This is a genomic window from Sulfitobacter sp. M13 (assembly GCF_053474885.1).
This window is the reverse complement of record NZ_JBRKBN010000004.1, coordinates 114933-134266: the sequence shown is the minus strand read 5'-3', so window position 1 is coordinate 134266 and position 19334 is coordinate 114933. Positions and strand designations below refer to the sequence as shown.

Annotated in this window: 17 protein-coding genes; 6 read left to right on the top strand and 11 right to left on the bottom strand. The window is 54.8% G+C overall.

Annotation, left to right across the window (positions count from 1 at the left end):
- Positions 1 to 217: 217 nt before the first annotated feature.
- From ACVBAU_RS17805 to ACVBAU_RS17795, 3 genes are read left to right on the top strand one after another with little or no spacing between them, the layout of a single operon-like run.
- Positions 218 to 445, top strand: coding sequence for a TraC family protein (locus ACVBAU_RS17805; RefSeq protein WP_448329490.1), 228 nt, complete (start codon positions 218 to 220; stop codon positions 443 to 445).
- A gap of 28 nt (positions 446 to 473) precedes the next feature.
- Entirely contained in the window at positions 474 to 755 is a 282-nt protein-coding gene (locus ACVBAU_RS17800) for a hypothetical protein (RefSeq protein ID WP_448329488.1), read from the top strand.
- Positions 752 to 2566 carry a type IV secretion system DNA-binding domain-containing protein gene (locus tag ACVBAU_RS17795; RefSeq protein WP_448329486.1) on the top strand — a complete coding sequence of 605 codons (1815 nt, stop codon included), beginning with the start codon at positions 752 to 754 and terminating at the stop codon, positions 2564 to 2566. The genes ACVBAU_RS17800 and ACVBAU_RS17795 overlap by 4 nt, the downstream gene beginning before the upstream one ends.
- 79 nt (positions 2567 to 2645) lie before the next feature.
- On the opposite strand, the gene ACVBAU_RS17790 is transcribed toward ACVBAU_RS17795, so the two are convergent.
- The 6 genes from ACVBAU_RS17790 to ACVBAU_RS17765 form a co-directional block, all read right to left on the bottom strand.
- Positions 2646 to 3062 (bottom strand): hypothetical protein, encoded by a 417-nt coding sequence (locus ACVBAU_RS17790; protein WP_448329484.1) that lies wholly within the window; start codon positions 3060 to 3062, stop codon positions 2646 to 2648.
- A 196-nt stretch (positions 3063 to 3258) separates the two neighbouring features.
- The gene (locus tag ACVBAU_RS17785; protein WP_448329482.1) at positions 3259 to 3618 is read right to left on the bottom strand and encodes a DUF736 domain-containing protein; all 360 of its coding nucleotides are present in this window, start codon (positions 3616 to 3618) and stop codon (positions 3259 to 3261) included.
- Between the two features lie 607 nt (positions 3619 to 4225).
- A complete protein-coding gene (locus ACVBAU_RS17780) occupies positions 4226 to 4576 on the bottom strand; it encodes a hypothetical protein (protein ID WP_448329480.1) in 351 nt (116 codons plus the stop codon).
- A 26-nt stretch (positions 4577 to 4602) separates the two neighbouring features.
- The gene (locus tag ACVBAU_RS17775; RefSeq protein ID WP_448329478.1) at positions 4603 to 5037 is read right to left on the bottom strand and encodes a thermonuclease family protein; all 435 of its coding nucleotides are present in this window, start codon (positions 5035 to 5037) and stop codon (positions 4603 to 4605) included.
- Complete coding sequence (locus tag ACVBAU_RS17770) at positions 5022 to 5471, bottom strand: hypothetical protein (protein ID WP_448329477.1); 450 nt, start codon at positions 5469 to 5471, stop codon at positions 5022 to 5024. The genes ACVBAU_RS17775 and ACVBAU_RS17770 overlap by 16 nt, the downstream gene beginning before the upstream one ends.
- Positions 5472 to 5588: 117 nt before the next feature.
- Positions 5589 to 5798, bottom strand: a complete 210-nt coding sequence (locus tag ACVBAU_RS17765; RefSeq protein ID WP_448329475.1) for a hypothetical protein — start codon at positions 5796 to 5798, stop codon at positions 5589 to 5591.
- A 966-nt stretch (positions 5799 to 6764) separates the two neighbouring features.
- On the opposite strand from ACVBAU_RS17765, the gene ACVBAU_RS17760 reads away from it, so the two are divergent.
- The 3 genes from ACVBAU_RS17760 to ACVBAU_RS17750 are packed head-to-tail and all read left to right on the top strand — an operon-like array spanning position 6765 to position 9192.
- Complete coding sequence (locus tag ACVBAU_RS17760) at positions 6765 to 7400, top strand: Cap15 family cyclic dinucleotide receptor domain-containing protein (RefSeq protein WP_448329473.1); 636 nt, start codon at positions 6765 to 6767, stop codon at positions 7398 to 7400.
- A complete protein-coding gene (locus ACVBAU_RS17755) occupies positions 7390 to 8502 on the top strand; it encodes a hypothetical protein (RefSeq protein ID WP_448329471.1) in 1113 nt (370 codons plus the stop codon). Before ACVBAU_RS17760 ends, ACVBAU_RS17755 begins: the two co-directional genes overlap by 11 nt.
- Positions 8503 to 8529: 27 nt before the next feature.
- On the top strand, positions 8530 to 9192 hold the full coding sequence (locus ACVBAU_RS17750) for a hypothetical protein (protein ID WP_448329468.1): 663 nt from the start codon (positions 8530 to 8532) through the stop codon (positions 9190 to 9192).
- Between the two features lie 70 nt (positions 9193 to 9262).
- Here ACVBAU_RS17750 and ACVBAU_RS17745 read toward each other — a convergent pair whose 3' ends face one another.
- The 5 genes from ACVBAU_RS17745 to ACVBAU_RS17725 form a co-directional block, all read right to left on the bottom strand.
- Complete coding sequence (locus ACVBAU_RS17745; protein ID WP_448329467.1) at positions 9263 to 12670, bottom strand: AAA family ATPase; 3408 nt, start codon at positions 12668 to 12670, stop codon at positions 9263 to 9265.
- Entirely contained in the window at positions 12667 to 13845 is a 1179-nt protein-coding gene (locus tag ACVBAU_RS17740) for a metallophosphoesterase family protein (protein WP_448329466.1), read from the bottom strand. The genes ACVBAU_RS17745 and ACVBAU_RS17740 overlap by 4 nt, the downstream gene beginning before the upstream one ends.
- Positions 13846 to 14053: 208 nt before the next feature.
- Positions 14054 to 15715: an ATP-binding protein gene (locus tag ACVBAU_RS17735; protein WP_089423268.1), complete on the bottom strand. Its 1662-nt coding sequence runs from the start codon at positions 15713 to 15715 to the stop codon at positions 14054 to 14056.
- 10 nt (positions 15716 to 15725) lie between these two features.
- On the bottom strand, positions 15726 to 16946 hold the full coding sequence (locus ACVBAU_RS17730; RefSeq protein ID WP_448329464.1) for a DUF4297 family anti-phage-associated protein: 1221 nt from the start codon (positions 16944 to 16946) through the stop codon (positions 15726 to 15728).
- 197 nt (positions 16947 to 17143) lie between these two features.
- A complete protein-coding gene (locus ACVBAU_RS17725; RefSeq protein ID WP_448329462.1) occupies positions 17144 to 19330 on the bottom strand; it encodes a DEAD/DEAH box helicase in 2187 nt (728 codons plus the stop codon).
- Positions 19331 to 19334 lie beyond the last annotated feature (4 nt).

Sequence of the window (19334 nt, the reverse complement as noted above, 5' to 3'; positions counted from 1 at the left end):
GCTCGAATCTAAAAAGCTGTTCAAGCGCCGCCAAATTTGTTCTTCGTGCGGCCCTCCAAGGTCGCACCCGTCGCCAGCGACGTATAAGTGCGCCGTTGTCTTCAAATTTCTATCGCAAATCATCCATTATGTCTATCGTTATATATATCGATGTAAGTTGAATTGGTGTACTGTGATTTCACACACCCGCAACACCTCAGAATGGAGACCAGACCCCATGGCCAGAAAACCCAAGTCAGTGATCGACATCGACAAAGAGATCGAAGCGCTCAGGGCACAGCGCGTCGCATCCCTTGAGGCACGCGCTGACCAGATCGGGAAGATCGCAGCCAAGGCTGATCTGACGACGTTGGAGATTTCGGACGCGGAGTTGCTGAAGGAGTTTCAGGCGATAGCGGAGCGATTTCGCCACAAGACGGATGCTTCTGATACTCCGAAAGCTTGACGCTCAGATCGCCAAAGGAGAACAACAGATGCAACGCGCCAAACACGCAAACAGGAAGCAAGAGACGCGAGCGAAGATCATGATCGGTGAGGCTGCGATGCGCGTAGGCGCGGCTCATTTGCCGGTGGGAGAGATCGAAGCTGTACTCGCACACTACGTCGAAACAGGTGGCAGCAAAGAGCTTCAGGCCTTTGTCACGCAATGGACCAATACACCGATCAAACAATCAGCCAATGGCAGCAGCGAAGCGTCCTGCCGAGGCGATGCGAAGATTGAGGCGATGGATCGTGCCAAGAGTGTTTTGCAATGATCTATAAACCGGACGTCGCGCCCTATCGCTGGCTCATCATCGGCACTCTGATCTGTGCCTTGTGTACCGGTCTCGCGTATTGGTATTTCTTCCAACGTCTCGCCTATCGAACACCGGATGGCGCGTCGATACCGATAAGGTGGGACTATGTGAAAGCCTGTCTCCATCCGTTCGATCAAGACTATTGCCGTCAGATCAAGGCGGCGATGTCGCCGGAGTCTGAACAACAGTTCTACCTTGGCACGACCACTTTTGCGGCCTTCTTCGTGATGGCCATCGGCTGTTTCGGGTACTTGGTTTGGGAATGGGGGCTTCGCGTAAAGCCACTGATCATCAAAGCGGGGTTGACCGTCGCAGGTGCAAAAGAATTGGCTCTAGCCTCTAACCTTGAGATCAAACGCGATGCGAAAGGACTGCATTGGTTTGGGGACTTCTTCATCAGCCGGTTGCGGGAAGTGAACCACTTCTTGGTCTTTGGGGCCATCGGTGGCGGCAAGACACAGACCATCCTGCCCCTCCTTCGTTCTGTCATGGAGCGTGGCGACAAGGTCATCGTGTTTGACTTCAAAGGTGACTATACCCGTATGGCTTTCTCAAAGCCGAAGGGTGCATCCGAACCACAAGAGCCGCTTCTGCTGGCACCGCACGATGATAGGTCTGTGATCTGGGACATCGCCAACGATCTCATCGTCGAAGAGGATGCGATCGAGGTGGCGAACCGGATCATTCCGGAAACCAAGGACCGGTTCTTTTCGGACTCGTCCCGCACCGTATTGGCCCTTTGCATCATCACACTGATGAAGACCAAGCCGCAGAAGTGGACATGGTGGGAATTAATGGAAACCACGCAACTGCCACTTGAGCAGCTGCAGGCTTTCGCCAAAAAGTACCATCGCGACGCGATGATCTATCTAAACGCGGACTACCGTCAGGTGTCTGCGACAATCTCCACGATGGCAGCAGGGTTGGGTGCCGTCCGGATGCTCGCCTATGGCTGGCGGTCGAGCGCGGGAAAACGGAAAACGTTTTCGCTGCGCAAGTGGTTGCTCGACGAGGACACCAAGGACCGCACGCTCGTGCTGCAGCGATCGGGTAGGTTTCAGGATCAGTCCGAAGGATGGATTTCTGCGTTTCTCACCGTGATGTCGTCGAATGTCTCAGATGTTTCGTTTGGCGACAGCACCGACCGCCGCGTTTGGCTGTTCGTGGATGAGTTCGCGCAATTGCCCAAAGTGCATCGGTTTGAAGCCATGCTCGAGACCGGCCGCTCGAAGGGACTTGCCGTCGTACTTGGCATCCAAGGTGTTGAGCAACTTGTCGCCAAATACTCGCAGCAGGTCGCTGACCAAATCGAGTCCTTGGTCGGCACGAAGGTGATCGCAAAGATCAATGTCGGGCAAACGGCCAGAAGACTTGAAGAGCAGTTCGGCAATACGATCATGATCACCCATAGGCGCGATACGGACGGCGGTGGTCGCCTCAAATGGATGCGCGAAGAAAAGCGTGAACCTGTCGTCCACCGTACAGATTTCCAGACGGAGCTGGGACCGCTGCTCCATAAGAAAGGCGTCTATGTCCTAGTCAGCGGCATCGGTAAACACATCTACCGTGTGCTGGTGCCTTACTCGAAATCCAAAGACATGCGTCCGGCTGAAGAGCCCGCGACATGGACGATGAAGTTGCGCGAAATTTTCGAAGACGAGGCGGAGGTCGCCCGGCAGAAGGACATCACAGCGCAAGAAGAGATGCGGTTTGGAGAGCGAGAACCTGAGCATTCAATTGATCCAGACGACCGTGGAAAGACCCGATGAGCTGATTTTGGCGGATGCCCTATTAACCGCAGCGGGACTGTGTGACCAACCACCGACACAAAACGACCGCATGCCGATCTCAAAACTTGAAGATCGCCTTCTTGTCAGATGTTGGTTTGATGGCGGTGCCGTTTGCATCCATGCGGATGGCTACTTTGGGATCGACTGAATAGAGCCCGTTGCGGTTCTGTCGCTTCAGCAACCCGGTGTCTGCAAAACGGGATCGCCAACGTTGCACCGTTACGACTGTGGTCGACAAACGCTCAGCGCTGTCGTCCATGCGCCCGAGATAGCCGCTGTCCTGAATGTCCTGACAGATATCGGCAAGCACGCGGCAGGCGATGTTCTCTTTAGCTTTGTTGTAGTGAGTCTTGACCTGTCGGAAGAGGTCTATGTTCACGCCAAGGTCGCCAGGCTTTAACGCAGTCGCGTCAGGCGGTCCTTCGAAGAACGTGACAGGGGTCGCGCCAAACAATGCCTTTTCTTCAGTCAACATACACCCATCTATTCCGCATGGTTCCATCTCTATCGTTTCTGACGCGCCACTTTTCGAGGATGGCCGTTTTACAGTCATGTCGAACCGTAGTGGAAGGGAAGACCCATGTCACCTCGATCCGAATACCGCATTGAGATGATAAGGGAAGATCAATCGGCCCCGGTGGTGGGAGTGCCCACCGGGGCCGATCTCTGGGTCAGGCGGCCATCTGGTTGTTTGCGGCCTGGGGTTCGCGGGCGGACCAGAGCATCAGGTGGGTGACACCGTCATCACCGATCTCGTCGAGCGCGATCACGTTGGCGTAGATCGCCATGGCACCCAGTTCGGGGGCGGCCATTTTCACCGACAGGTAGTCGTTGCCGGTGGTGTCGGAGGTCTTCTTCCAGGCGGCACCGATCTCATAAGTGCCATTGGCGAAGACGCGGTAGTCTGGCTGGTCGCTGTGGGCCTTTGCGTTGGGGACGATCGTGATCTTGGAGCGAACGGCCATTGTGGCAAGTGTGCCGGTGAAGATGTCTTTTTCGTTCTTGGTGAGAGATGCGAGTTTATTGCTCATTGTATTTTCCTCTTAAGTTGTCAGGAACCATTTCCTGATGACACTGGACCAGCATGGGTGAAGCCGAGAAAACGCACCGAGAAAACCCGGGTGGTGCGGCTCGCAGCCAGACAAGCGCAGCGCAGAATGGCGAGAACTCGGTCGGGCTTTTCGACATTGCGTTTTGGAGCGCCCATGCCCAGTGGCGGTCAATCAGGTACTGGTCCCTGACAGCCTGTTGAAGTGAGGAAATCTTCTGAGCAATTTGCACCTCCACCCTTTGAGAACGATGATGATGATGAAGCACACCCCTGCCCCAAACCCGGCCTGCGCAAGATCTTGGCCCCGTGCAAAGGCCCACAGCGATTAGCGCCGCTTTGCTTCGCCGCATGGTGCCCGATCGCGCTGACGCCGGAGACTTGCCATCTCCACCGGAAACAACTGGTCTGCGAAAATGGTGCTCCGACGGTGACTTTGGTCACACGCCAAATTGATTGTGTAATGGGATCGGTTCCGCGTCGCGGGTGCCACCAGCTCTGGGCTGACCCACATCCCGACAAATATCAGATGGTGCTGACCCTGTGGTCCGCTGCGCATCCCTCACCGCCGGGGTCGTTTGACCATGCCGTCAGGGGTCAGCTCGAAGGTCGGTTGGACCGTCGATGTGTTTGAGCAAGAGATCAAACCGCTGAATGACCAGATCCACCGCGCGCCGCTTTGCGTCCGCATCATCGGTGAACGTACCGGTGCGGACATAGCCTTGGAAATGAACGAGGTCGCCGGGAGTAAGGTGTTCTACAAGGTCCGTTCGAAGGCTGTCTTTGAAACAAACAATGGTGTTCCATGCCGGTCGTTCCGGGCTGCGCGGCAGGGACTTCTGGCTGTCCAGGGTATGAAAGACCGTCAGGACAAGTGCCTTCTCGTAGGGCTTGATGGTGCCGATGCGCACGATCGCATCCCATGTGAAGGTGCCGCTCACCGTTCATGTCTCCCCGATCATGCGCATCACCCGCACCAGGGCGATGGGCCGCGCTGTCCAAAAGGTTCTGCGAGCCCGGCAGCCAACATGGCGGTCCCAATCTCTCCTTCTCGGACCCAGATTTGGGCAAGATGACGACCGTATTGGTCTTGCCCGTCAAAGGCGATCCGGACCAAGCCAGTGTTGAGAAGTCGGGTGAGTTCAACTGTTGCAGCCTGCGCTAGCTGGCGTTCATCCACGCAACGCCCTTCAACCTCTGGTGCATCGATATCAAGCAAGCGAATTTTGATCCCCTGGTACCAGAGCGTGTCACCGTCAACGACGCAAGTTGTGCGGCGCTCGTACGTATGACAATCCTGCCAGAGGACTTTGCCGTCCTCTGCTATGGCCGAGACAGGTCGAATCACGACTGCGACTAACAACACAGCCAACACGCATATATGGATCACGCCCTTTTGCATTCCGGCCGGAACTCATAAAGATGCTGGAATTCCGTTAGGTGCCCATCTTGATGAAACGCCCCGTACACATCGGGCCCGTCGTCAATATCGCCGCTCAAAGAGATTACGTAGTCCTCGATGCCCTTCCGATAGGCCGGATCATCGACAGTATAGGGGAACGGTTCGGCAGCAACCACACGGCAGTCCTCAACAGCGACGATGTACCAGCCCGTGGTGCGGAAATCGAAGGCTTCGATCTCGGCCTTGCTTAGGTGGTTTGTGATCAGTGGCTGACAGAGGTCTTTATCGATGGGCAGAGATGCGCGCGCATGTATGCTGATGACTTTCTGGCGGGAGCGTAGCCGGTTGGCGAGCATGAAGACGAGGTCGTCATAACGGTCCTCATCCAGAGCTCGCAGCAGGCTTTCCTTGAAACTGTCCTCAAAGCGCTTCACATCAGTGCTCCTCAGAAATCAGGCTTATATATCGTGACATATACCGTTATTTGCGCTATCTGTCCTGCGCCAATGTAAAGACCGTACTATCATAGCGTGTATCCGCCGATTGTACGCTCAAGCTTTGATGAACAGCTCGCCTCGGTCTTTGGCACAAGAGAAAAGCTCGTCCCGAAGATATATCCGGAAGACGTCGTCGGACAAGGTCAGCTCATTGGACCTGAGATAGTCCGCCAACTGGGTGAAGGCGTGCTCGGCGTCGCCGTTTTGGAGCGCTTGCGCGATGCTTTCGAGTGCGCTGTCACTGATAAATTCCGCCTGCGTCATGTCATGCCTCCTCAGAGTTGAGGCATGACCCAAGCCGGGTGTTAGAAACCTTCCGTAAGAAAGGCGCGCCGCTTTTAGGCGCGAGCGCCCTGTACATGGCAAACGCCACCCGGCCGCTAAGGCCGTTTGGAGTTCTTACGGACAGGTTTCTAAGCCTCACGCCCCGTGTGCAGAGCGCGTTTGCCTTATGCGCCCGAAGGGGGCGAATTGCAATGAAAACAACGTGAGGGCGCTCATCGAATGCAGAAACGCTGCACCGTTACGGGCGCAGCGTTCTCGTTATATATAGCGATATCGATAAGTGGCCTTGCACCGATGGTGTTATGCCATGGTGCCGCGTGCGCGATCGTTACCGGATGGCGAAGACTGCGTCAGCAGGCTTCGGGAGCGCAGCGAGTAGAGCGCGGCCGGAACGGCGCGCAATTCCTCTTTTTCAAACCGGGCATAACCTCAGACGACGACAACCCAACACCTTCCATCAAACCAGCTGATCTCGTCGCTTGACTGTATTCAGCCGAGGGAGCCACTGATGCAAAAAAATGTCTGCAAAGCTGCGCCACTTCGCACCAAGGACCGTATCATCAGGCGCCAGCAAGATTCAGAGTTGCCGCAAGAGGCATGCGACTTTAACGGAAATGATCATGATTTATGAATTTATGACCAACGGCCTGGGTGTCAAACAGCCCTGCCGACAAAAAAGAGGGTTGATCCGGACTCCTGCTGTCTATGCCGTTTCCAGTTTCTAAATTAGGCAGAACCAGTCTGGGTGATGATAACTAGGAATTATGGTGACCAGTCGCATATCGTAACTTACGAAAACCCGACAAAGTATACCTTCAGCTACGGCTAGAACAAAAAGTGAAAACATCTACGCCTTCGGATTGAAAATTTGCGCAGAGTGGGGTACATCTTGGGGTCCTGCGGCCCCGACTCACAATATGGGCCGAAAATCATGAGGTCTCTACCTTGGCTGAACATGAGTACTCCGTTGTCGGTCACAGCCGATCCAAAATTGGGATGTGGATATCCTTTGCAGCTGGCCTGATCGCGGGCGGGCTAGTCGTCGGTGTCGGCCTGCTGCTTGCATTGGCAGAAGATCGTGGTCTGATAGATGTGCCTGAAATTGTCTTCTGGCCATTGACTGGGGCTGCTGTTTTCGGTGCTCTTTTCTTGCTTTTTGACCGATCTGGATGGCGTTGGAAGGGTGTCCGTTCGGTGGTTGGCATTCCCGACATATCAGGATCATGGGATCTAGAAGGCAAATCGTATGACCAGGATAACGAACCTCAATGGGACTGGGCGGGAAAGATCGAGATCACACAGCGCTATGAGCGAATATTCGTTTGGCTAAAGACAGCGCAAAGCCAGTCTCATAGCGTTTCAGCGGCCATCCTGCCCGAAGGTCGCGCTGGATTCAGACTAATATATAGCTACCGCAATCAACCAAAACCAGGTGAGGCGGAGCTTCAGGCACACATAGGTCACTGCGACCTGTTGTTCGCACCTGATCTCCAAACGGCTGAGGGATCGTATTTCAACGGCGGCGGCCGCTTCACGCATGGAACTATGAATTTGAAAAGGAGAGCGCCGGATGCCGCGTGATTTTGACGAACGACTTTCGCGGCTCCGTTCGCGCCGAATGGATGACAATAACACCGTCCTCATGTCTGCCGGGCATGGCGAAGCCTATGAGAAGAGAACGGCCAACAAGGCAACGAAGTATGCTTTAGGATCGATGCAGGAGGTCGATCCACGGTCCACGCAGATTTCGCATGAAGAAGCAGAGAAAGTTGAACGGAACCTAAGTGAAGGGCTTCGCGATGAGCATCTCTATCCGGAATTCAAACTTCAAGGTTCCGTCCCGCTTAATGTCCATATCCGAGGTGCCAGCGACGTTGATCTTCTTGTAATGGAAGGGCGTTGTTTGCGTGTGAGCCCGTGCGTAAGCAGTCTGAAATCCTACGTCGATTTCTCGGGAAATGTGAAAGACACCGTTTTAGACCTGCGGCGCAAATCAGAAATTGTCCTAGATCGACGCTTCTGGGGTGCGACTGTCGATAAAACACCCGCGAAATCCATTGCACTCAGCGATGGCGGTTTCAGACGTAAAGTAGATGTCGTTCCAGCTAACTGGCTTGACTCGGCAGACTATCAGCGGTCTCTCGATGAAGCGTCTCGCGGCGTAGAAATCGTCAACAAATACACTCTGGAGCATATTGAAAATTATCCATTTCGGTACATTGCTGAAATTGAGGCAAAGGCGGGATTGACGAACGACGGAGCGCGTATGGGTATCAGGTTGGCCAAGAACCTCAAAAACGACTCTGATGCCGACATCGAGCTGAGCAGCTACGATATCGGTAGCCTGATCTACCATTGCCCCAGCCACTATATTACCCACCAAGTAGCGCGCGATCTGATGGTACTGTCAGGTGTTGAACGCTGGCTTGATGAATTAAGCAAAAATCGTAGTAGGGCGATTGCTCTCATGACCCCGGACAAGACCCGCAGGATTCTCGATGAGGACGCAAAGTGGACAGGGCTGCTTCGTCTAGCCAGCGATGTCACAGACTTAGCAAAAGCTGTCGAGAAGGAACTCGTCGGACCCTACTATTTCGACCATTCAGACAGAGAGACTATCCGGAAGCATCTTAACGAGAATGCCATCCCGCTTGTACCAGAATTTGTGGGTTCGAGATTTTGATAAGGTGAAATAGACAGGAGCTTCTGCTTGCCACAAAAATCAAAGACAGATTTTCTACGGGGCGTTCGCGAATTCAACCCAAGTGCGTATGGAAAGCCGGGTACAGCGCAGGAAGTGGCACGCTTGAAAGCCAAAATTGATGACTATGATGCACAATCTGGAGGAATCTGGAACTACGATAGCCTATACTCGACGTGCATATCCTATCTAAAAGGCATTCCTCACGAGCAGGCTGAGAAATTTCTGGAGACTCTTGATGGTCCCGGCGAGGCCAAAGCAAAGCTGTCGATTTTCAATGCGCTGTGCAAGTCAATACCTTTTGATCGAGCGCAACATGTTGAAGATGGTCGCAAGACGGTTTCTTTCGGTAAACGACAGGCAACTATCGCACCAGATTTTAGCTATAAGACAGATAAAGGCGTGTTTTGTGTTTTCGTCTATCCCTATAAACAACCAGCCCTTAAGCAAAACCAGCGGATGGCGATAGTCAGCACACTTGCGTCGCCACCTCATTCCGAGCCACACTTTCTCCAACTTGTCGAATATTCCGAGGTAGCGGGACAGCGTCGCGTCGCGATTGAAACGTTTGAGTTTTCTTACCGAAGCCTAGGCGACGACTTCTTACTGCACATGTCTGGTTTTTACGAAGTTCTGGATACTTCTTCGGGCACAGGCGACCTCTTCGGCTGATAGTGTTGAACTCTGCTTTCCTGTTTCCATACCAGTTTGCAAGAGTAAATCCGGGGCCTACTCAAACCTGTCAGTCTGGCATGTTCACGACAGTCACCCCCTTGATGGTGTCGCGTGCCAATTCGACCAGATGGGCGTGATGCGTGAAGAGGATTGCCTGTCCGTTCGTGCCGATCTCGGCACAAAGCCGCAAGGCCGCTCGCGCGCGCGTATCGTCAAAGGTTTCCATGATGTCGTCAAGGATCATCGGCAGTGGGCCCGGCTCGCGGGCAAAGCTGCGATATCCAGCGAGGCGCAGCGCAAAATACAACTGACCCATTGTGCCCGTTGACATCTGTTCAACAGGAACCGTGCTGCCGTCAGGTTGGATACCGACGAGCTTTTCGCCTTCCGCCTGGCTCCAAACATCAACTCCTTTCCACTTGGGAGCGGTCATGGTGACAAAGGCCTCTTCGACGTCGCGCAGCATGCCGCTGCGCCGCTCTGCCGCAAGTCGACGCAGCGCCCCGCGCGACGCCAGCACCCCGAGCCGAGCTACAGCCGCCTGACGCGCGCCGCTCCGGAGTTCTTCTAGCAGTGTCGCCTGTTCGGTGGCGAGATCGCTGCGGTCGGCAGCCTCAAAAGCTTCGCGATACAGGCGGGCAGCCTCGCGCTGCGCGTCTCGGGCGGTATCGCGGGAGTCCTGCGCATCTTTCAACGCCTGTTCCAGCTCTGCTGCGCGTGTGGCGTCCGGCATCCGGTCCAGTTCCTCTGCAAAGAGATCGGCGTCTACACTATCACGGGCCTTCTGCCGATCGCGGTCCGCCGTTGCCTTATCTGCGCGCAGACGATCACGTTCAACCAACTTTGCGACCCTGTCGCGCGGCGCGAGGTCTTGCCCGCCCTGCCCATTGAAGCAGCCATCTAGGTCACCGATTGCAGCTTGAAGTTCGGTCTTTGCGCGGCTTTTTAAGCTGGCGGTTTCATCGCGTCGCGATGTGGCCTCAGCTCGTTTTTCGTCAGCCCGCATGGATGCCGCCACGCGCACACGCGCACGGTCGATGACTCGAACGGGGTCGATATCAGGCTCTTCCTCAGGATCATCCAAAATCCGATTCAGACTCTGCGCACCATCGGCAAGGGCGGCAACCGCCTTCTCTAAGGCCTCGATCCGAGCGGAAAGCTTTTGATGCTCGCCATAAAGCTGCTGCAGGCTGCGCAGGTGCGGCAAAGCGGCTCGAATTGCCTCAAGAGAGTGATCAGGCAGAGGCAGCGCCGCAGTCAACCGGTCAAGCTTCCCCTGCGCCGTTTCGCAGTCGGTTCGGCATTCCTCCGACTTGCTGTCCAGCTTGGCTATAGTCTTCTCGCCGTCCTGCCATTTGGCCCAAGCCTTGCGATCACTATCCTCCAACGTCAATGCGCGTTGTACCTGAGTGGGTAGAGCACCTTTCGCTGGGTCAAGTCCAAGGGGCCGCGCAGCACCAATCAGCGCGTCGCGGGCCGCCTCCTGATGGGCAAGACGGGCTCTTAACGCTTCTTTCGCATTGGAATGATCGGCAGCAGCTTCGGCCGCTGCGTTCAGTGTCTGCTGGCGCGCGCTGAAGGCTGAGGGGGCCGCGTCTTCTTCCAATCCTAGTGCAAGCGCCAATCTGGAACAGCGCTCCGACAGGCGGTCACGGAGAGTGACCAGGTCGTCGTGACGCGTCTTTGCCGTTCCATGCCTTGCGTCGGCGGTCCGCTCCTGACTTTGTGTCGCGAGCAGTCGCTGCCGGGCCTCTGCGCCGGTCAGGTAATGCGCGCGGGTGCCATCATCAGCATACATCGCCGCCTCGAATTGATCCGCGGTCTTGGTGGTCAGATCGCCCCGGTGCTGCTGCCATACCATGTCACGCCGACGCCGGGTCTCTTCGGTAATGACGATGTCAACAGCGTCAGGTGCAGCCTCATGCGCGGAAAGGTCGCCCCGCGCCTCGGCCAGTTCTGCCGCACGCGCGTCGAGGTCATTGCTCGCCGACGCAAGGTCGGCGGCCAGGGCCGCCCAGTTCCGACCGACTTCGTCGAGCGTTTCGCGCGTCGGAAGGCCCTCGGAGATCAGTTCTTTCCAGGACCCCGGCAGACCAGCAGTGACCTTAGTCAGACGCGCCAAAGCTTGGCTTTGATCAGTCTCTAACGCGGTAAGATCGGCCACAGTCTTCCAAAGATCGAAGGCGGCTCGCAGCGCAGTCAAGTCTTGCGGTTCAGCGGGCGCATCGCCCTGTTGGACGCGGGCTGCTTCGACGGCCTTTCGCGCGGCGTCCGCTGAAATACTAGCGGTCAAGCACTCCTGGACTGCAGCCGCGAGATGCTCAAGAACGCTTGCCTCCAAGGCAATTGTGGATGCCGGCGCATCTGGCACCTGGAGGAGCCGCAAAACGGTGTCTATTTGGCTACTGAGTTTTTCCTGATCTTCGCTGCGCCGGGCAAGATCGGCCCGCGCAGTGCTGGCCCGCCCCATCAGCGGCGCTCCGTCGATGGGCAGTTGATCAAGCCGTTCCAACTCTGCCGTCAACAGTTGGGCCAGCACGTCGACCGGATTGTCTGCGATGATCAGATCTTGCTTGGTGATCTCTTCTTCCGCCTCCGTGATCCGGATCGTTTGCGCCGCGATTTTTTCGACAAGGCCCGCCACGCGCTCTGCCGCGCCAGGAGGAAGCTCGGGGCCGTCGGGGAAATCGACCAAGGCCTCTGTCAGCTGCCCTATCTCCTCGGTCCGATCGTACCAGACCTCTGCGGCTTTCGACGCAGCTTGTCTTTGATGGGCTTGCCGCAGCTCGGCATCGACCCCCTCAAACTCCGCCGCAGCCCGGTCCCGATCATGGCGCAGGTTGCGCTCTCGCTCGGTCGTCAGGCGATCAGCCCTCAGCTCGCGACCAATCTCTTTCAGGCGGTCACTGCCTGTTTTAAGAGCGTTCCCTCGACCGCGTTTCTTGTGAAATTTGTCGGCCCGCTCCGCCAACGCGTCCAGCGTTTGTGCCATGCCTGTCAGGCCAGAGAGACCCGCATGCAGGAGCTGGCCAAGGTCCCCTTGCGCCCCGGCGATCCGTTCTCCGCCTTCCCGCAAACCCTTTTCGTTGAGCGAAAACCGTTCCTCGTATGTATCTCGCGTCAAGCCGTACAAAGCACCCGACAAGATCGCCTCGTTTATTGGGCGGTCATTTGCGTCCAACAGCGATTGGGACCTCTTGCTATTTCGGCGCAAAGCCATGACCCCGCGGCCAGGCAGGTCAAGTTCTGCTCCTACCAAAAGATCACTTCGGTCGAAACGAAAGGCATAAGGGTGCGCCCCGCCTTTGAACCCGAAGAGCAATTCCAGAAAGGCGTGATAGGCCGTGGACTTGCCCGCCTCATTCGGACCAAAGATCACTGTCACGTCGGACACGCCTTCGTCACGCTTTGGAAAGGTAATCTCGGCGTCTTTGAAACGGCCATAGCGGATCAGGTCTAACCGGTTCAGCCTCATTGCGAGGCCCCCGCGTGCAATGTCAGAGAGACTTCCGCAATCGCTTCCTCCAGAAGCGCATCCAGCCCGCCCTCATCCAACTCGTCCATGATTTCGGATGGCAGGGCGAGGCGCAGTTCTTCAAGCTGTTGCAGGGCGGCCTGTCGAAAGCCTTCTTCGGCCAGTTCGTCCTGCATGAGGCGGACAAGATCGTCGGTCTCGGCACCCGGTTTGCGGGGCGGCGGGACAGATTTGACCTTGTCGAGGAATACGCGATCGATGCTATCCAGCACTTCGGCCGCCAGTTCCGTCACCAGTTCTGTCCCGTGGCGATCCGAAGTGACGTGCAGGCGCACCGCCATATCGCGTTCCGGCACTTGCGCGGACATCAACGCGTCTCCCAAGCTGCGCAAGACCTCTTGTTGGTCAGCACAGGCGCTCAGATCCAGCGCGCATTCGGAAAAGCCAAGGTGCCCAATGGCGCGGCGTTCGAACTCCGGCGTGCCCTCGCCCAGCGACACAAAGGTCACGGTACCACCGTTGCGCTCGCCAGAGTGACGCGGCTGCGGGATACCGGGCATGACCGCCAGAATCGGTCCATCGACCCGCTCAAAAGGTGCATGAATGTGCCCGAGGCACCAGAGGTCGTACCCATGCGCCATCAGGTCCCGTTCGCCGCAGGGTGCATAGGGATCATGGCCCGGGGCACCGTCAAGCGAGGTATGCATCAGCCCCACGTTGCGCTTGCCCGGCACCGGTCGCGGATAATCGGGAAGGAAGCTCTTCGCCACATGGGCCGCATCAAAGGAGAGGCCATGGAAAGCCGTGCCGCCGATCTCGACCGTTGGTGCGCCCTTGTGCAGCAGATGGATGTTCGGCCCCAAATCTCCATGCGCCTTGTGATCTAACAGCGCATCGTGGTTACCCCTGATCAGCACCGTGGGCACACCAGCTTCGGAGGCACGCGCCAACTGGGCAATCAGGAAGGCGCGGGATTTCAGGTCCGGGTAACCATTGTCAAAGATGTCGCCCGCCAGCACCAACGCATCGACCTGTTCCGATATCGCCAGATCGACGATCTCGGCAAAAGTATCGCGGCTGGCCTGTTTCAGCCGGTCGCCGAGGTCCGGGTTGCGTAACGCCACGGATCGGATGGGTGATCCAAGGTGAATGTCAGCTGAAACGAGAAGGCGCATTATGTTCCGTCCGTGTTTCCGCGAAAGATGCGGCTTTTCTGTTGATACAACAAGTTATCAGTTGGTCTTCTCAGTAAGGTCGTTCATCGATAGAAATAACCAGCCTTTGACTACGTTTCTCTGATCGATTAGCCAATCACTTGCTCATACAAGTCGCACAGACTGCGCCCAGCACTTATCTGTATCCAAGCGCAGACTGCCTGAACTATTAGCGCCGCAGCCACTCGTCCCGGATCTCATGGATGGCAAGGTCCTTCCACTGTTCTTTCCATAGAGCCCAATAGGGAATGTCCGTCGATGCCGGCCCAGTTGTGCAAACATCAATCTGCACCACAGATGGAAGTGCGATCGATTCTCCGACAAGCAGCGCCTCTCCCTGCTTGAAGGCTGGCATTTTGTCGATCAGAGAACCCAGTGAGTCCGGCAAAAGCTTACGCACATATCCTTGATCAACGGGATTAGTCAGACGCATCGCAATGAAACTGTTGCACTGCGAGAAAATGGTTTCGGAGATCTCTGATGGCCTTTGGCTCGCGAGAAGCAAAGTAACGCCGTACTTCCGTCCCTCCTTGGCAATGCGTTCGATTGACATTTTCGACGCACGAAACTTGGAAAGATCGCTATTCGGTACATATTTGTGCGCTTCCTCGTAAACGAGAAGGATGGGCGCGTCATTGTTGATCTTCTCGTTTGGATCAGCCGCAGAGCGCAACCGCTTGTAAAAATATCCATGCTCGAAAATCAAACGCGAGATCAGCGAAACCGTAATGCTAAGAACCTCAAAAGGGACGCCACTCAGATCGATAACAGTAACATTTTTTGGCTTTTCTGTACTGTAGCCGAGAATTGAGCGGAGCGTTTCTTCGAAGGTGATGGTTTGCGACTTCTCCCCCAAAAAAAACTCGAGCCGGCGGTCGTTGATCTTGCTCTCAAGCCGGTTCACAAAATTTGTAAGGCGCCCATTGAGGCTACCTTGGGTGAACTTCGTCTGGCCCTTCTTTGCTCCGGAGGCGAAGACCTCGCCAGTATCAATCATCTCGCCATTCCGAGCAATCACGTGCTTGAGAACATCGCGGATGTTGAAAGGAAGAGGCGTATCCATATGGATCCGCTCCTTGACGTCTTCGGCACCAGAATACTGGGCCTTCCTACTCTGAAGAACAGCATCTTTGAACACGTTGCGTTGGTTGTGATCGTTCGCCTCGGTATCAAGAAAGAACTCTTCCAGTTCCTCGCCACTCAGCATCCAGTAGGGAAGCACAAGATTTGCGCTGTCCAAAAAATTCGCGTCCGGAAAAGCCGCTCGATACTCGGAATGGATATCGAATATGATCACGTGCGAATTGTTCAAGGCATAATCGCCCTTCTCAGCTACAGCGTTCTGAACAATCTTCGCCACTGTGTGAGATTTCCCGGAACCAGTCGAACCGACTACAGCGATATGCTTATTGAAGAACTTGTTCCCGTCGACTGGAACTTCAACTTCTTGGTTCGTCGCCAGTCTTGAAAAGCAAAAGCGATCGTTTAAAGGTAATGCACTGCCATAGATGAGCCGGATGTCGTCTATAGTGGCGGGCTCAACCGTCTTTGGTGGGATTGCAAGGGCGTCACCGCCCCGTTCGAATTTTTTATCGCGCAGAACACCGAGCGGAAACGCGTCGATCACGTAGTCCCGGCTACCGTCGTCTTGAGCCTGAATCTGAAAATTTTCAATAATTGCAATCAGAACAGCGTTTTCGTTGTCAGATATCTTAAGATAAGATCCAACCCGCAAAGACTCTTCCGCTACACGAAAATTTTCGAGGTCATCGACAACAATCTTAACCTTGTCAGGGAACACCGCGACCACTTCAGCTTTTACATTGCTCATAGATTTACCCCTAAATTATGCTTTCGATATCTTTATAGTCTGGAACTTGAAGCCTAACGTGCTTTATGGCGTCGTCGCCAAAGTCAGCCATGGGCGTGATTTCATAAAATTCATAAATTTCCCGGAATCGTAGGAAAGATTGAAAAGTCTGTTGTGCTTCAAACAGGTAGGAAAATATTCGCAAATCAGGACCGTTGCTGTGAGTCGCAGAGCGAGAGATTGAGGCTCCGTCAAACTCGGCGTCTTTGAAATCATATCCGTCGAGGAAACGAAGACTCTCATTGTGCAACTCCTGCTTAAGGGCTGCGATCTCTGCATCGTCGATGCCACAGAGCAAAACGTACGGCGAAAACGGTTTCGCCTCTCGCGGTGATAGTTTGGAGTACTTCCGTGAAATTGTCTTGAGCAGGCCTTTAACAGCGCCCCTCTGATACGAACTTTCGCTCACATGGATAATGAAGAGCCGATCTGCCGATGAGATATTCAATCCATTGACGAAAAATTCATTGCGGAGCTTTTGATAATACTTGGCTTTTCCCCTCTTGGCGACGAACCACTCGTCGAAGAGGATTGAAGATGTATCTATTCGCTCAAGAAACTCTTGCCTTGTGATGATGCGCAAGGCTTCATCGGTTTGGGTCGACAATTCCTTGATAACGCGAAGTGCGCTGTTGTAATAGAAGAACTCGGCCGTAAAGAGCGAGCAATCAAACCGCTTGGCGAGCGCACCGATGATGGTATTGAACTGGTCGTCGAACTTTGCGGCATCTACGTCGATCGAGAGGGCTTCCAAGAAGCCCTTGAGCTCTTGATCGCTGACGTTCAATTCCTCATGTTTTTTTTCAGTGATTTTTTTCGATGTAACGGTGAGGAAATTTTCTTTGAGGAAATCAATATTGAACGGCATGACGAGTTTGCTTTGACCGGACTCGAAATAGCCACTGAGCTTATATTTTATCGAAGGCCGGCCTGCCGTAAGACCGTCTTTGTAATGCGAAAGCATAAAAATTATGGCTGGCTTGATTACCGAATGATTGTATTCGGTCTTCTCGTAATATTTGCATTGGACAGCAGTGAAGTCCGTCGCTGTTCGCACATCGATGTCTTCGATGCATTCAATTGCCACGCTTTCCGTAGCTTCGGCGAGTTCAAGAATGCTCAGGATCGAGCGATCAAACTGATAAAAATAACCACGGATTGTGGGAACAGCGCTGCGATCTGTCAAAAGCATACCTCCGCGGCAAAAAGTTGAAAAACAGCGCCGATATGTGTTCGATAATAGCAACTCACGATTCTACCTGCGTTCTTTCGCTTATTATATTACAATCAGTTAAATGAAGATCATAGTGAGATCGGATTGCCAAGGACGGGCCTGAAAGCCGCTTGCTCTGGTCAGCCAAAAAATCAGTTTGGAATTCACACCGAACTTCAACTTCTCGCCCTAGCGTTGGCAGCAAGAGCTGTGGCTACACTTTCAAGGCATTTTGGCTCAAGCCTAGATGAAATCGCATCCAACTCCAATAATTCGCGAGTCAAATGCGGGTGAAACTTCTCGGTCAGCAGGTTTCCAGCGCCTGCAAATAGATCAACATCTTCACCCTCCCCAATCCTGTTGAGAACCTCAGTTAATGGCGGAGTTTCTTCCCCAGCTTCCACTTGAAGGAAACCATCATATTGTTCGACAGAAAACCCAAAGCTTCTCAGCGCAAGCGCCAAGGTTGTCGTTTTCATTGTCCCTACTCGTGTTGCGATAATTGATGTTTCTTCCCCCAAATTGACAAGCGACCCGTTAGCAAACCCCATCTGCGCATAGTTCAGCCGCGCCTCCTCAAGCATTTCAAGCGCATTCGCGTCCATGTAGAGGGGCTTGGTATCGCCCTCCAACACATCGAACATGCGCGCGATTACCTTGTCATGGATCTCGCCCGGGTCGCCGCCAAACACAGGCGGCACACCTGCTTTGGCGGGTTTGACCATTATTACCTTCTCGCGATCATGGATTTCCTGAACCAGCCAACGGCGTCCGGAAAAGATGAGCATCATCCCAGGTGAAAGGATGTTATCGACCGGCAATGTCCCAAGATCTCGCCCGTTTGAAACCAGCCTGTATTCTTCGGGCGTCTTGAACACCGCATAAAAGCTATAATGCTCAACGAGCCTCTCCCCAGTTTGCCCCAACAGCAACAAACCCCCGTCCGTTTGCTCTATCAAGCCAGTTTCAGGATGACCGAGCGCGCGCAGCACATCCGTAAACATTGCTGTGCTGATCTGCCGAAACGGACCTTCGCGACACAGCACGCTGTATAGAATATTTGCGGGTGCCCCTCCCCGCTGTGCGATTACGGATAGGATCTGATGCACAAGTGTCGACAGATGCAGCGCTTGCGGCTTTGGTGGTTCGCACCAGCCCTCCAACAACAGATCAATCATCGCGATTGACCGGATCAGGCCTAGTCTCAGACGATCCACAAAGCTGCTATCCGAAGTGAGCCTCGTTTCTACCGCGTATTGTCGCAGGATCGCTGGCTGGCCCTCCCTACGTCCTGAACGTCCCAATCTCTGCCGCAGGGCTGCGACAGTGAAGGGTGCGCCGATTTGGGCGACACAGGTCACATCGCCGATGTCGATGCCAAGCTCCAGTGTGGACGTGCAGACAGCCGTGGTCGGTTTGCTGCTGTCTTTCAGGCGCCGTTCGACAAAATCGCGGTGATCGCGTGAAAGGCTAGCATGGTGCGGATAAAACTCTTGGGGAAGATGCTCTTGCTCGCACAGATTGCGCAGTCGGTCAGCGTAAATTTCAACACGTTGACGGGCACCGGCAAAAACAAGATTGTCACTTCCCCGGAGATGCTCGAATAAGTGCGCTGCGACAGCGTCTGTGGCAGATGGGGTGTTGTCGTCTTCTCCACCGGAAAGATATCCACGCAGCTGAAGTTTCAGTTCCGCTTCTCCGCCGTCTGCTTCGATCAATGTGACGTGTTCCGCATTGTCAGGCCGCAGGTAAGCGCAGGCGAGATCCATATCCCCAAGCGTCGCAGATAGTCCAATTCGGCGGATGGGCCTTTTGATTGCCAACTCAAGACGTGTCAGCAGGGATCGCAATTGCACCCCGCGCTCACTATCGAGCACAGTGTGCAATTCATCGATCACCACAGCTCGGGTTGCACCGAACAGGCGCGCGATTTCCAAGCCCCGACGGACAAACAATGCCTCCAGCGACTCTGGCGTGATCAATAGTATCCCCTTAGGGTTTTTCATCGCGCGCGTTTTGACTGATTGCGACACATCGCCGTGCCACGGCACCACTGGAAGCTCCGCCTCTTGGCAGATGCCTTCCAGCCGCCCCGCCTGATCCGTGATCAGCGCCTTGAGTGGTCCGATGTAGAGCACATCGAAACCGCCACCCTCTGCCGGTGCATCCAGCACCTGAGAGATCAATGGAAAAAATGCAGCCTCTGTTTTACCACCGGCCGTCGATGCCGCGACGATGAGGTCGTTGTCAGTTTCGTAAATAGTTCGAATTGCACGCGCCTGAATGTCGCGCAGCTCACGCCACCCCTGCTGTCTGATCCACTTCTGGACGGGGCGGGCAAGTTGGTCAAAGGCGCTGCTCATCCTC